Raw genomic sequence first — 12,376 nt, forward strand, 5'->3', positions numbered from 1 at the left:
GCCGCCGCGTTTCTCATTCCTAGCTCGTCAACACCTGCGGGGACAGCTCTTTGAGCATGGCGTTGGCCCAGCGCATCTGGCGCAGCGCCTCGGGATGGCAGCGCGTGGCCAGCCGCAACAGCTCGGCGTCCTTGGCGGCCTGGGCGCCCTGCGCCAGCAGCTCCCAGTCCAGCGATACGCCGGCCGCGATGCGGTGCACCCGCCGCAGGTCGGCCAGCAGCAGCAACCCCGGTTCGGGCCGGCGCCGCAGCTTGTCGCTGAGCCGCGCCGCGACGGCGCCGGTGAGCGGGCGGCGACGCGGCCGCGCGGGCAGGTGCAGGCCGTAATGGCGGCCGTGCCGCGCCAATTCATCGAGGTGGTGTCGCGACCACCCGGCCAGGTCCTGCGCCAGGTGGCAGACGTCCTGGTCGCTGTGGTGCCGCGCCGCCAACGCGGTGAGCTGGTGGGCGAGTTTGCGTTCCGAGCGGTGCAGCTCGCGCAGGGCCAGCCGCAGTTTCACGACCGGCCCCCGGCGGGCGCGGCCTCGGCCAGGGCGGCGCCGCCCGCGTCCGGTGCGCCCGGCCGTCGCGCCGGGCACTTCCGCAGGCGGGCGGCGGCCGTCTTGTAGACCGGCTGCTTGGACACGGGGTCCCAATCGGTGAGCGTGAGCTCGTTGCCGGCCCGGTGGTGTGCGCGGTCGGCACCGGCGGGCAGATCCCAGTACCCGTAGTGAAACGGCACGAACAGCACCCCGTCGCGGACGTCGCGAACCCGGGCGGTGCACCGGATGCACCCGCGAGAGGTGCTGACCTCGACCCAGTCGCCCTCGGCGATGCCGAGCCGGCCAGCGTCACCGAAAGACACCTCGACCCACACGTCGGGCGCGGCCGCGTCGAGTTGTGGTGCCCGCGCCGTCTTGGTGCGGGTGTGGAAGTGGTAGACGGTGCGGCCGGTGATCAGTGCGAAAGGGTAATCGGCACTGGGCTTTTCGTGTGGTGGAAGATATTCGGCCGCCTTGATGACGGCCTTGCCCGACGGGTTCATGGCTCGGTATTCGGTCGGCTCCAGCGGGGCGCCGGTGATCAGATCCTTGCCGTACGCCTCGCAATACTCGGGGTCGGCCCAAAACTTCCCGTCAGCGTAGAGCCGTTCGGTACCGTCGGGATGCTCGGCGTTGCAGGGCCATTGGATGCCGCTGCCGCCGCGCAGCTTCGCATAACTGAGGCCCGTGTAGTCGCACGGGCGGCCCGCGCTGCACTGCTGCCACGCCGCGAAGGCCGACTCCGCGTCGTGCCACGGCGGAAACGGGCGACCGTCCTTGTCGCGGAAGTCCATCCGCCGCGCATAGTCCAAAAAGATATCCAGGTCGGAGCGCGCGGAACCCGGTGGCTCCACGGCCTTTTCGGACAGGTGCACGGTGCGGTCGGCGTTGGTGAAGGTGCCCGTCTTCTCCGCCCACGCCGCCGCGGGCAGCACCACGTCGGCCAGCGCGGCCGTCTCGGTCAGGAAGATGTCCTGCACCACCAGGAACAGCCGGTCCTGGGACAGGATGTCGCGGATCCGCGGCAGCTCCGGCAGCGAAACGGCCGGGTTGGTGGCCGTCACCCACAGCATCCGCAGCGTGCCTTCCTCGGCGTAGCGAAACATCTGCATGGCGTGCGTCGGCGGCGCGTAGTGCGGGATCTGCAGCGGCTCGAGGTTCCACAAGGTGGCCAGCTCCGCGATGTGGGCGTCGTTGGCCCAGTTGCGGAACCCGGCCAGGTCACCGTCGGCGCCGCACTCGCGGGTGTTCTGCGCGGTCGGTTGCCCGTTCATCTGGAGCACACCACAGCCCGGCTTGCCCAGCATGCCGCGTACCAGGTGAATGTTGTTGACCTGCACGGCCGCCGCGGTGGCCTGATGCGATTGGTAGAAGCCCTGCAGCACGGTGGACAGCAACCGTTGGGCGGTGCCCAGCAGCCGGGCCGCGCGCCGGATGTCGTCGGCCGCCACCCCGCAGATGGCGGCCACCCGTTCGGGCGGGTATTTGCCCACCCGGCCCCGCAGCTCGTCGAAGCCGACGGTATGCGCGTCGACGTAGGCCTTGTCGACCCAGCCGTGGGCGATGATCTCGTGCAACAACCCGTTCATCAGCGCGACGTTGGTGCCCGGCAGCGGCGCCAGGTGTACGGTCGCGTGCCGGGCCACCGGCGTGCGCCGCGGGTCGACGCAGACGACCGCCGGGGGCGAGCCGCCGGCCAGCCGGTCCAGCATCCGCGCCCACAGCACGGTCTGCGTCTCGGCGACGTTGTGGCCGAACAGCGCGATGACGTCGGCGTGGTCGACGTCGGTGTACGAGCCGGGCTGGCCGTCGCAGCCGAAGGACTCCTTCAGCGCCTCGGCCGCCGTGGCCGTGCACAGCCGGGTATTGCCGTCCACGTGATTGGTGCCGATCGCCCCGTGGGCGATGGCGCCCTGGGTGTAGTACGCCTCGAGGAACAGTTGCCCGGAGGTGTAGAAGCCGACCGATCCGGGGCCGTGGCGATCCAGCAGCCGCCGGCTGTGCGCCACGATCCGGTCCATGGCGGTGTCCCAGTCGCACGGCCTGAGGCGGTCGCCGACCCGGATCAGCGGGGTGGTGAGCCGGTCCTTGGCTGCGTTGGCCTGCCAGCCGAAGAGGTCCTTCGGGTCCAGCCTGCCGTGATTGACGCGGTCGACGGCCCGCCCGCGCACCCCGACGATCCGCCCGTCCTTGACCGCGATGTCCAGGCCGTCACCGTTGGAGTGCAGCACCGCCGCGGACTGGACCCACCGGTCCACCGATTCGGGAGTGACCCCGTCGGCCAGGTAGGTGTCGACGCGCTCCGGCCAGGGCGTGCCGGGTTCGTACGGCGTCCGCGTCCCCCAGGGATCGGCGATGCGATCGGCGGCCACGCCCAAGGCGTACCCGGGCGCGGGGGCCCGAAACTCCCCTGGCTAGGCGAGCGCCGCAGGGCGTTACACCCCGAACTCGGCCTCGATACCGTCGATCCCCGCGCGAATAGCGGTGAGTGCGTCGGCGCGGGCTCGCAACTTGGTGGCGGCGTGGGCGCGTTGGTGCAGGTTCGCCAATTCCCGCGCGGCCTCTTCGGCGCGATCGACGACCATCTCGGGCAGCACGATCTCGTCGACGAAGCCCGCGGCCAGGGCCGTCTCGCCGAAGAACGTCTTGGCCAGGCCGGCGGCTTGCTGATACGCCGACGGCGTCAGCCGCAGCTTCATGATCTCGAGGGCTGCGTAGGGGATGGTCATGCCGATGGCCACCTCGTTGGCCTGAATGTTGTAGGCGTGCGCGGCCACCCGGTGATCGCCGGAGGACAGCAGGAACGCGCCCATCGCGATGGCGTGCCCGGTGCAGGCCATGACCACCGGCCTGGGGTGGGACAGCAGCCGGTAGGCGAGCTCGAAGCCGCCGCGCAGCATGTCGATCGCGGGCTGCACCTCGCCGGAGGTGAGGATCTTCAGGTCGAACCCGCCGCTGAAGACTCGGTCGTTGCCGCCGATCACCAGCGCGCCCGCGTTGTCGGCGTCGGCGCGGTCGATGGCCTCGCCGAGGGCCTGCTGCATGGTCGGGCCGAGCGCGTTGACCTTGCCGTCGTCCATCCGGACGATCGCCACGTTGTCCTTGAGGCTGTAGTGGACCGGGCCGCTCATGGGTTGCTCCTCGACGCGGGCTGGCCGCGGTGCTTGCCTAGTTCGTTCTCGGCGTTGCTCCAGCGCAGGCTGACGTCGGTGGGTTCGTCGACGTTGCTGCTGCGCCACCTGTCCTGGGTCTCGCGCACCGCGGCGTTGATCCGTTCGATCTCGCCGCGGAACACCTCGGGCCGGGTTTCCTTGCTGGCGTAATGGAAGTAGGTGAGCAGGCCGCGCAGCAGCTCCAGCTTCTGCTTCTCCCGTTTCGCGAGGTCATGGGTGGTCATCAGCTCGATGCGCTGCACCGGCGGCAGCGCGTCCCAGTCGAGGACCACCTGGGTCTCCAGCGGCGAGCGCTCCCGCTGAAAAAACGACCGGCCGCGCCGCCGCGCCGGCCGGTCGTAATAGGTGACGGTCCCGGTGAATCGCGACTCGATCCCGCTGCCGATCTCGGCCCGGTCGAGTGCCGAATCCCACACCATGCGGAACTCCTGGCCCGGGGCGAGCACCGGCAGCTCCCGGGGGAGTCGCAGCTCGGAGACGTCGGCGTAACCGTCGGACGCATTCTCGTATTCGGCGACGGTGGGCGGGTTCTCGAAGTGAAACCCGATGTCGTAGGCGGCCGTCTGGCCGAAGTTGCGCACCACCAGCTCGATGACGTGCCAGTCGGCGGGGTGCGGCTCCATGAACACCGCGACGTGGGGCCGGGTCTGCTCGGCGGCCAGCCGGCGGTTGCGGGCGATCTGGCTGTTGGTGAAGATCAGCGTCACGACCGCGAGCGCGATGGCGGCCCAGGCCGCCCACGCGATCCAGGTGCTGGATCCGACATGCGTGATCCCATGCCAGCTGTCCTGGATCCATCCCATGGAATCCACCCTCCGCTTATATCACAGGGCCGGTCGCCGGCCGGGCGCCCCGGAATGTTCCGTGCGCCGCTCAACCGCCCATCAGCATGCGCCATTGCGCCAGATCCGCGGCGCGGTAGACGTAGTTCGACCGCTTGACCTCCGACAGCGACGCGCTGGGCTCCGCGGAGTACCAGTGGCCCGGGAACACGGTGGGGTCGCCGGGCAGCGAGGCGAGCCGCTGCAGGCTGCGGTACATCTCGTCGGAGTCGCCGCCGGGGAAGTCGGTGCGCCCGCAGCCCTCCAGGAACAGCGTGTCACCGGCGACCAGGCGGCCGTCGAGCAGGAAGCACTGGCTGCCCGGGGTGTGGCCCGGGGTGTGCAGCAACTCGATCTCGATGTCGCCGATGCTGACTTTGTCGTGGTTATCGTGGCTGGTGAGGTCGCCCAGGCCGATCCCGGTGACCCGCGAAACCCATTGCGCCTCTTCGGCGTTGACGTGCACGGGCACCGCCGCGCGCTCGAGCAGCTCGGCCAGGCCTTTGAGCGTGAACCCCATCATCGAGCCACCGACGTGGTCGGGATGGTGGTGCGTCACCAGCACCCCGGACAGGTGCATGCCGTCGGCTTCCAGCGTGTCGAGCAGGTCGCCCGCGGCGTAAGCCGGGTCCACCACGACGCAGTCCCCGGTTTGCCGGTCGCCGATCAGATAGGCGAAGTTGCGCATCTGCGTCGCGATCATGTCGTCGACCGCGAAGTCGCGACCGGAGAGCAGTTGGCGGAAGTACAACCGGTCCTCTGACACGTGACCAGAGTAGGGGTTGCCGGCGACGCGTCGCGCGCGGATTGGCCCTGAGGGCACCGGGTATCGTTTGCCCATGCAGAAGAAGAAGATCGAGGTCGAGGTCGATATCGATCTGCTCGACGAGGCCGTCCGCCGGTTTCACCTGGGCGACGGGCGCGAGGCCATCAACCTCGCGCTGCGCAATCTGCTCAACGAGGGCGACGACTCGGACGTCGAGGGCGAGTACGACGAGTTCAGCGACCTCAGCGCGTGGGAGCCGCGCCGCGCCGGCGACGCCGGCTGACCCGCGGACCGCTTGCCCGCGGCGCCGTGGTTTGGTTTCGCTGCAAGCCAGGTTGTACCCTCTTTTAGGCCCGCGGCACGACTGGTCGCTTCGGGTGGACGGCCCCCTTAGCTCAGTCGGTAGAGCGTTTCCATGGTAAGGAAAAGGTCAACGGTTCGATTCCGTTAGGGGGCTCGGCAGACGCCGAGCAGGCGGCGGCCCCGACCCTGAACAGGTGGGCCAGAGGCGATGTAGCTCAGTCGGTTAGAGCGAACGACTCATAATCGTTAGGTCGCCGGTTCGAGTCCGGCCATCGCTACGCAGACGACACGCAGTAACACGAGATGTGAGAAGAGAACCGCCATGGCTTCCAGTACCGACGTACGGCCGAAGATCACTTTGGCCTGCGAGGTGTGCAAGCACCGCAACTACATCACCAAGAAGAACCGGCGCAACGACCCGGACCGGCTGGAGCTGAAGAAGTTCTGCCCGAACTGCGGGAAGCACCAGGCGCACCGAGAGACGCGCTGACGCCCGTCGGGACGCGTTTGGCCAGAGCGATTAGGTAATTTCAGAGCCGTGCCGTTAAGCACCAGGATCGTCGGGATGCACTACCGCCACCCCGACCATTACGAGGTCGAGCGGGAGAAGATCCGCGAATACGCGGTCGCCGTGCAAAACGACGACGCCTCGTTCTTCGAGGAGAAGGCCGCCGCCGAACTCGGATACGCCGGTGTGGTCGCGCCGCCGACGTTCATCTGTGTGTTCGGCTACAAGGCACAGACCGCGTTCTTTCAGCACGCCAACATTGCGATCGCCGACCAGCAGATCGTCCAGGTCGACCAGGTCCTGCGGATGCAGCGGCCGATCGTCGCCGGCGACAAGCTGTACTGCGACGTCTACGTGGATTCGGTGCGCGAATCGCACGGCACCCAGATCGTCGTGACGAAGAACATCGTCACCAATCAGGCCGGTGAAGTGGTGCAGGAGACCTACACGACCCTGGCGGGCCGTGCGGGCGAGGATGGGGAAGAAGGATTTAGCGATGGCGCTGCGTGAGTTCGAGTCGGTGAAGGTGGGTGATCAGCTTCCGGAGAAGACCTACCCGCTGACGAGGCAGGATCTGGTCAACTACGCCGGGGTGTCCGGCGACCTGAACCCGATCCACTGGGACGACGAGATGGCCAAGGTCGTCGGCCTCGACACCGCCATCGCGCACGGCATGCTGACCATGGGCATCGGCGGCGGCTACGTCACCGCCTGGATCGGGGACCCCGGCGCGGTCACCGAGTACAACGTGCGTTTCACCGCGGTGGTGCCGGTGCCCAACGACGGCAAGGGCGCGGAGCTGGTCTTCAACGGCCGGGTCAAGTCGGTCGATCCGGATACGAAGTCGGTGACCATCGCCCTGACCGCCACCACCGGCGGGAAGAAGATCTTCGGCAGGGCCATCGCGTCCGCCAAACTCGCGTAGGCCATGGCGCTCAAGACCGACATCCGAGGCATGATCTGGCGGTACCCGGACTACTTCGTGGTGGGCCGCGAACAGCTCCGCCAGTTCGCGTTGGCCGTCAAGAACCGGCACCCGGCGCACTTCCAGGAGGACGCCGCCGCCGCCCTCGGCCACGAGGCGATCCTCGCGCCGCTGACCTTCGCGACCATCTTCGCCAAGCTGGTGCAGGTGGACTTCTTCCGGCACGTCGACATCGGCATGGAGACGCTGGTGATCGTGCAGGTCGACCAGCGGTTCGTGTTCTCCAAGCCCATCAAGGCCGGCGACAAGCTGTGGGCGCGGATGGACGTCGTCTCGGTGGACGAGCGGTTCGGCGCCGACATCGTGGTCACCAAGAACATCTGCACCAACGACGACGGTGAGCTGGTCATGGAGGCCTACACGACGCTGATGAGCCAGTACGCCGACCAGTCGGCGAACCTGCGTTGGGACGCCGATACAGGGCAGGTCGTCAGAACGGCGTAATTGGTATTCGGCTCACGCGCCGATGTACACTCGGACCTCGGGGTTTTCCCAGCATCAGCGCGCTTTCCGTACGTCGAGCAATCGGAAGGCGCGCGTGTCATGTAAGCCCCGGTAGGTAAGCGCAGGTTGGCCTACCAACCGCGAAGGGGCGTAGCTCAACTGGCAGAGCAGCGGTCTCCAAAACCGCAGGTTGCAGGTTCAAGTCCTGTCGCCCCTGCTGATGGCGGATGTCCTGGCATGGTGGACACTGGAATAACAGCGCCCACCCGAGGCGGGACGGAGCGCGAAACACTGGCAGAACAAAGGAGCATGCGGTGAGCGACGAGGGCGACGCAGCCAACGACGCCGCAAGCGATGGCGGCGGCACGGAGGACACCCGCGACAGCGGTGGTCGGACGGCCGTGGTGACCAAGCCGGTGGCCCGACCGCAGCGCCCCACCGGCAAGCGGACCCGGCAGCGCGTGGCCGACGCCGAGGAGGACGTCGACGCCGCGTCGTCGGCGGAGGCGGAGGCGTCCGCCCCGGACAAGGGCAAGAAGGACGCCAAGGCCAAGAAGGCCAAAAAACCGAAGAAGCCGGGCGATCGCACCGCGAATCCCTTCCTCTTCGTCTTCAACTACCTCAAGCAGGTCGTTGCGGAGATGCGGAAGGTGATTTGGCCCAACCGCAAGCAGATGGTGTCCTACACCACGGTCGTGCTGGTGTTCCTGGCCTTCATGGTGGCGCTGGTCGGCCTGGCGGATTTCGGCCTCACCAAGCTGGTGCTGCTGGTGTTCGGCTGAGCTTGTGAATGCAATAGGAAGGACTGACAACCGTGACTACCTTCGACGGTGACTCGTCCGCGGGTGACGCGGTCGACGTAGCCGAGGGTGCCGAGGTCTTCGAGCCCGAGGACACGGCCGACGACGCGACCCCCGAGACGGCCCCGGCCGCGGCTCCCGAGGAGCCGGCCGAGGACGCCGACCCGGCGGTCACCCTGAAGGCGGAGCTGCGCAGCAAGCCCGGCGACTGGTACGTCATCCACTCCTACGCCGGCTACGAGAACAAGGTGAAAGCCAACCTCGAGACCCGCGTGCAGAACCTGGACGTCGGCGACTACATCTTCCAGGTCGAGGTGCCCACCGAAGAGGTCACCGAGATCAAGAACGGTCAGCGCAAGCAGGTCAACCGCAAGGTGCTGCCCGGCTACATCCTGGTCCGCATGGACCTGACCGACGACTCGTGGGCCGCGGTGCGTAACACCCCTGGTGTGACCGGGTTCGTCGGCGCGACGTCGCGCCCGTCGGCGCTGACGCTCGACGACGTGGTGAAGTTCCTGCTGCCACGGGGCGCGCAGAAGAAGGCCGCCAAGGGCGCGGCCAGCACCGCTGCCGCCGCCGAGGTCGGCGGCCTGGAACGGCCGACCGTCGAGGTGGACTACGAGGTCGGCGAGTCGGTGACGGTCATGGACGGCCCGTTCGCCACGCTGCCGGCCACCATCAACGAGGTCAACGCCGAACAACAGAAGCTCAAGGTGCTGGTGTCGATCTTCGGCCGCGAGACGCCCGTCGAGTTGACCTTCAGCCAGGTTTCCAAGATTTAGCTCGGGCGGTCACGCCCACCCCCAGGAAGGAACACCCAATCTCATGGCCCCGAAGAAGAAAGTCGTTGGGCTGATCAAGCTGCAGATCGTGGCGGGTCAGGCCAACCCCGCGCCGCCGGTGGGACCCGCGCTCGGTCAGCACGGCGTCAACATCATGGAGTTCTGCAAGGCGTACAACGCCGCGACCGAGGCGCAGCGCGGCCAGGTCATCCCGGTGGAGATCACGGTCTACGAGGACCGCAGCTTCACCTTCGCGCTGAAGACGCCGCCCGCCGCCAAGCTGCTGCTCAAGGCCGCCGGCGTGGGCAAGGGCTCGGCCGAGCCGCACAAGACCAAGGTCGCCAAGGTCACCTGGGACCAGGTCCGCGAGATCGCCGAGACCAAGAAGACCGACCTCAACGCCAACGACGTCGAGGCGGCCGCCAAGATCATCGCCGGCACCGCCCGGTCGATGGGCATCACCGTCGAATAGCCGACGGCCCCCGAACGCGTGGGAGGGCCAGCTTCGGCCCGCCTCAACCACGACCCAACACCAGATTGGATGCACGAATGAGCAAGAACAGCAAGGCCTACCGCGCCGCGGCCGAGAAGGTGGACCGCGACAGCCTGTACACCCCGCTCGAGGCGGCCAAGCTCGCCAAGGAGACGTCGTCGAGCAAGCAGGACGCGACCGTCGAGGTGGCGATCCGGCTCGGCGTCGACCCGCGCAAGGCCGACCAGATGGTCCGCGGCACCGTGAACCTTCCGCACGGCACCGGTAAGACCGCCCGCGTCGCGGTGTTCGCGGTCGGCGACAAGGCGGAGCAGGCGCAGGCCGCCGGCGCCGACATCGTCGGCAGCGACGACCTGATCGAGAAGATCCAGGGCGGGTTCCTCGACTTCGACGCCGCCATCGCCACGCCGGACCAGATGGCCAAGGTCGGCCGCATCGCCCGCGTCCTCGGGCCGCGCGGCCTGATGCCGAACCCCAAGACCGGCACCGTCACCCCCGACGTCGCGAAGGCCGTGGCCGACATCAAGGGCGGCAAGATCAACTTCCGGGTGGACAAGCAGGCCAACCTGCACTTCGTCATCGGCAAGGCCTCGTTTGACGAGAAGGACCTGGCCGAGAACTACGGCGCCGCGCTCGACGAGGTGCTGCGGCTCAAGCCGTCGGCGTCCAAGGGCCGCTACCTGAAGAAGATCACCGTGTCGACGACCACGGGACCGGGCATCCCGGTGGACCCGGCCGTCACGCGTAACTTCGCGGAGGCCTAAGCCGCGGGGCGGCGCCCTCGGGCGCTACCCGCCGCATTGCGCGATGCGCCGCCGCAGGAAGCGGTGACTCGCCTCAGAACCGTCGCACGCCAACGCGATCCGATACCACGGGAGCGCGTCGGCGGGTCGCCCCGCGCGTCGCAGCAGGTCGGCTCGTAGCGTCGCGACGAGACTCGAGCGGCTCAGCCGCGGATCGCCCGCCACCTCGTCGAGCGCGCGCAGGCCGGCGTCGGGTCCGTCGCGAAAGCCGATCGCCAGCGCGCGGTTGGCGCGCGCGACGGGCGACGCCGTCAGTTCCACCAGCCGGTCGTAGGCCGCGCAGATGGTGACCCAGTCGGTCCCTTCCCATGACGGCGCCGTCGCATGCAGCGCGGCGATCACCGCCTGCGGTAGATACGGGCCGGCGGAGCCCGCGGCCTGCCGCAGCCGCCGCAGGCCGCGGGCGATGCGGTCGCGGTCCCAACGCCGCCGGTCCTGGTCTTCGAGCGCAACGAGCATCCCATCGACGTCCACCCGGGTGGCCCGTCGCGAATCATGCAGCAGCACAAGCGCGGCCAGCGCGTGCGCCTCTAACTCGTCCGGCATCAGGCCGCACAGTTCCCCGGCGAGTCGGACGCCTTCGTCGCAGAGTTCGTCGCGGATCGCCGCGGCGCCCGCGGTGGACCAGTACCCCTCGGTGAACACCGAGTAGATGCAGCCCAGCACGTGTGGCGTCCGCTCCGCCAGCAGCTCCGCCGGCGGCACCCGCAGCGGGATGTTGGCGTGGCGGATCTTGTTCTTGGCGCGCGTGATGCGCTGCCCGACGGCCGCCTCGGTCTGCAGCAGCGCCCGGGCGATCTCGGCGACCGTGAGTCCGGACACCAGGCGCAGTGTCAGCGCCAGCTGTGACTGGCGGTCCAGCGCCGGGTGCGCGCACGTGAACATCATCCGCAGCTCGTCGTCGCGGACCGGGTGCGGCTCGGTGCGGTCGGTGCGTTCCCTGATCTCGTCCACGGAGCTTCTCCAAGCCGCCAATTCCTTGGTGGGGCGCTGAGCTTCACGCCGCAGCCGATCCCGTGCCCGGTTGCGGGCCACCGTCAGCAACCAGCCGCCCGGATTGTCGGGCACGCCGGCCGACGCCCAGCTGCGCAGGGCCTCGGCGCAGGCCTCCTGGACGGCGTCTTCGGCGACGGCGAGGTCACCGGACCAGCGCGCCAGCGCGGCGACGACCGGACCCCATTCGCGGCGGAAGACGCCGTCCAGGTTGGCCATTCGGGCGGGTCAGAGACCGGACACGCCGGCCAGTTGCCGCAGCTGCACCACCGAGGCCGGGATCATCGAGGCGATCTTGACGGCCTCGTCGCGGTCCGCGGCGCCGATCAGGTAGATGCCGGTGGCGATCTCGGCCCCCTCCACGTAGGGCCCGTCGGTGATCAGCACCTCCCCGTCACGCACGCGCACGGTGGTCGCCGTCGACCGGTCGTGCAACGCGGCGCCGCCGATCACGTGGTCACCGGCGGCCGCGTGCAGATCCGCGTGCTTGGCCGCGACGGCCTCCCACTCCGGGGTGCCGGGCGTGTGTGCGGTTTCGGGCGGCTCGAGCAGCAGGGCGAGCCAATCGTCGCCGGTGACCGCGCGGGACGGCTCGATTGAGTGCACCTCCGGCCACAGTTCGACGGCCCCGAACGCGGCGAGCGGAATGTCGCGGGCGAGGGCGAGCGCCTCGTCGAGGTTTTCCGCGTCGAACACGTAGTAGCCGCAGGCGACCTCGGCCGATTCGGGGAAGGGGCCGTCGGTGATCACGGGTGCGTCGGGGCCGCCGGTGATCACCACCGCGGCGGCAGCCGGCGTCAGCGCGTCACCGGCTTTGATGGCCGGTCCGGCCTTGGCGTGGAAACGCTGCCAGGCCGCCATCGCCTCGGCGGCGTCCTCAGGCGTGCGGTCCTGCTCCTTGCCGATCAATAGGGCGAAGTACTGCATGCTCGTCACCTCCGGTAGTGAGCAAAGCCTTGTGCTTCACTCTCTACCTACTCGACGA

General features: G+C 68.8%; 16 protein-coding genes and 3 tRNA genes. 12 read left to right on the top strand and 7 right to left on the bottom strand.

The window, feature by feature from the left end:
• Positions 1-19: 19 nt before the first annotated feature.
• From A5700_RS11195 to A5700_RS11215, 5 genes are all read right to left on the bottom strand, one after another.
• Positions 20-499: a hypothetical protein gene (locus A5700_RS11195; RefSeq protein WP_068073493.1), complete on the bottom strand. Its 480-nt coding sequence runs from the start codon at positions 497-499 to the stop codon at positions 20-22.
• Positions 496-2,892 (bottom strand): molybdopterin oxidoreductase family protein, encoded by a 2,397-nt coding sequence (locus A5700_RS11200; protein WP_068073361.1) that lies wholly within the window; start codon positions 2,890-2,892, stop codon positions 496-498. Before A5700_RS11200 ends, A5700_RS11195 begins: the two co-directional genes overlap by 4 nt.
• Before the next feature lie 63 nt (positions 2,893-2,955).
• On the bottom strand, positions 2,956-3,651 hold the full coding sequence (locus A5700_RS11205; RefSeq protein WP_068073359.1) for a crotonase/enoyl-CoA hydratase family protein: 696 nt from the start codon (positions 3,649-3,651) through the stop codon (positions 2,956-2,958).
• Positions 3,648-4,496, bottom strand: a complete 849-nt coding sequence (locus A5700_RS11210; RefSeq protein WP_068073357.1) for a hypothetical protein — start codon at positions 4,494-4,496, stop codon at positions 3,648-3,650. Before A5700_RS11210 ends, A5700_RS11205 begins: the two co-directional genes overlap by 4 nt.
• Before the next feature lie 70 nt (positions 4,497-4,566).
• Positions 4,567-5,280 (bottom strand): MBL fold metallo-hydrolase, encoded by a 714-nt coding sequence (locus A5700_RS11215; RefSeq protein WP_068073355.1) that lies wholly within the window; start codon positions 5,278-5,280, stop codon positions 4,567-4,569.
• A gap of 73 nt (positions 5,281-5,353) precedes the next feature.
• Between A5700_RS11215 and A5700_RS11220 the strand changes: the two genes are divergently transcribed.
• The 12 genes from A5700_RS11220 (at position 5,354) to rplA (ending at position 10,359) form a co-directional block, all read left to right on the top strand.
• Positions 5,354-5,563, top strand: coding sequence for a type II toxin-antitoxin system VapB family antitoxin (locus A5700_RS11220; RefSeq protein WP_068073353.1), 210 nt, complete (start codon positions 5,354-5,356; stop codon positions 5,561-5,563).
• Positions 5,564-5,664: 101 nt separating this feature from the next.
• Positions 5,665-5,737: transfer RNA gene (locus A5700_RS11225), tRNA-Thr, on the top strand.
• Between the two features lie 50 nt (positions 5,738-5,787).
• Positions 5,788-5,861 (top strand) — tRNA-Met (locus A5700_RS11230).
• A gap of 44 nt (positions 5,862-5,905) precedes the next feature.
• Complete coding sequence (gene rpmG, locus A5700_RS11235) at positions 5,906-6,073, top strand: 50S ribosomal protein L33 (protein ID WP_003898538.1); 168 nt, start codon at positions 5,906-5,908, stop codon at positions 6,071-6,073.
• A gap of 48 nt (positions 6,074-6,121) precedes the next feature.
• The gene (hadA, locus tag A5700_RS11240) at positions 6,122-6,601 is read left to right on the top strand and encodes a (3R)-hydroxyacyl-ACP dehydratase subunit HadA (RefSeq protein ID WP_068073351.1); all 480 of its coding nucleotides are present in this window, start codon (positions 6,122-6,124) and stop codon (positions 6,599-6,601) included.
• A complete protein-coding gene (gene hadB, locus A5700_RS11245) occupies positions 6,588-7,016 on the top strand; it encodes a (3R)-hydroxyacyl-ACP dehydratase subunit HadB (protein WP_068073349.1) in 429 nt (142 codons plus the stop codon). The genes hadA and hadB overlap by 14 nt, the downstream gene beginning before the upstream one ends.
• A 3-nt stretch (positions 7,017-7,019) precedes the next feature.
• Positions 7,020-7,520, top strand: coding sequence for a (3R)-hydroxyacyl-ACP dehydratase subunit HadC (gene hadC / locus A5700_RS11250; protein WP_068073347.1), 501 nt, complete (start codon positions 7,020-7,022; stop codon positions 7,518-7,520).
• 144 nt (positions 7,521-7,664) lie between these two features.
• A tRNA-Trp gene (locus A5700_RS11255) sits at positions 7,665-7,737 on the top strand.
• A gap of 97 nt (positions 7,738-7,834) precedes the next feature.
• Entirely contained in the window at positions 7,835-8,302 is a 468-nt protein-coding gene (gene secE, locus A5700_RS11260; protein ID WP_068073345.1) for a preprotein translocase subunit SecE, read from the top strand.
• A 32-nt stretch (positions 8,303-8,334) separates the two neighbouring features.
• Positions 8,335-9,102 carry a transcription termination/antitermination protein NusG gene (gene nusG / locus A5700_RS11265; RefSeq protein WP_068073343.1) on the top strand — a complete coding sequence of 256 codons (768 nt, stop codon included), beginning with the start codon at positions 8,335-8,337 and terminating at the stop codon, positions 9,100-9,102.
• A gap of 43 nt (positions 9,103-9,145) precedes the next feature.
• Positions 9,146-9,574, top strand: coding sequence for a 50S ribosomal protein L11 (gene rplK, locus A5700_RS11270; RefSeq protein WP_068073341.1), 429 nt, complete (start codon positions 9,146-9,148; stop codon positions 9,572-9,574).
• Between the two features lie 77 nt (positions 9,575-9,651).
• Positions 9,652-10,359, top strand: a complete 708-nt coding sequence (gene rplA / locus A5700_RS11275) for a 50S ribosomal protein L1 (RefSeq protein ID WP_068073339.1) — start codon at positions 9,652-9,654, stop codon at positions 10,357-10,359.
• 24 nt (positions 10,360-10,383) lie between these two features.
• On the opposite strand, the gene A5700_RS11280 is transcribed toward rplA, so the two are convergent.
• Both A5700_RS11280 and A5700_RS11285 read right to left on the bottom strand, forming a co-directional pair.
• Positions 10,384-11,610 carry an RNA polymerase sigma factor gene (locus tag A5700_RS11280; protein ID WP_068073337.1) on the bottom strand — a complete coding sequence of 409 codons (1,227 nt, stop codon included), beginning with the start codon at positions 11,608-11,610 and terminating at the stop codon, positions 10,384-10,386.
• A 9-nt stretch (positions 11,611-11,619) separates the two neighbouring features.
• Positions 11,620-12,318, bottom strand: a complete 699-nt coding sequence (locus A5700_RS11285; protein ID WP_068073491.1) for a YciI family protein — start codon at positions 12,316-12,318, stop codon at positions 11,620-11,622.
• Positions 12,319-12,376 lie beyond the last annotated feature (58 nt).

This window comes from Mycobacterium sp. E1214, assembly GCF_001666755.1.
Classification (GTDB): domain Bacteria; phylum Actinomycetota; class Actinomycetes; order Mycobacteriales; family Mycobacteriaceae; genus Mycobacterium.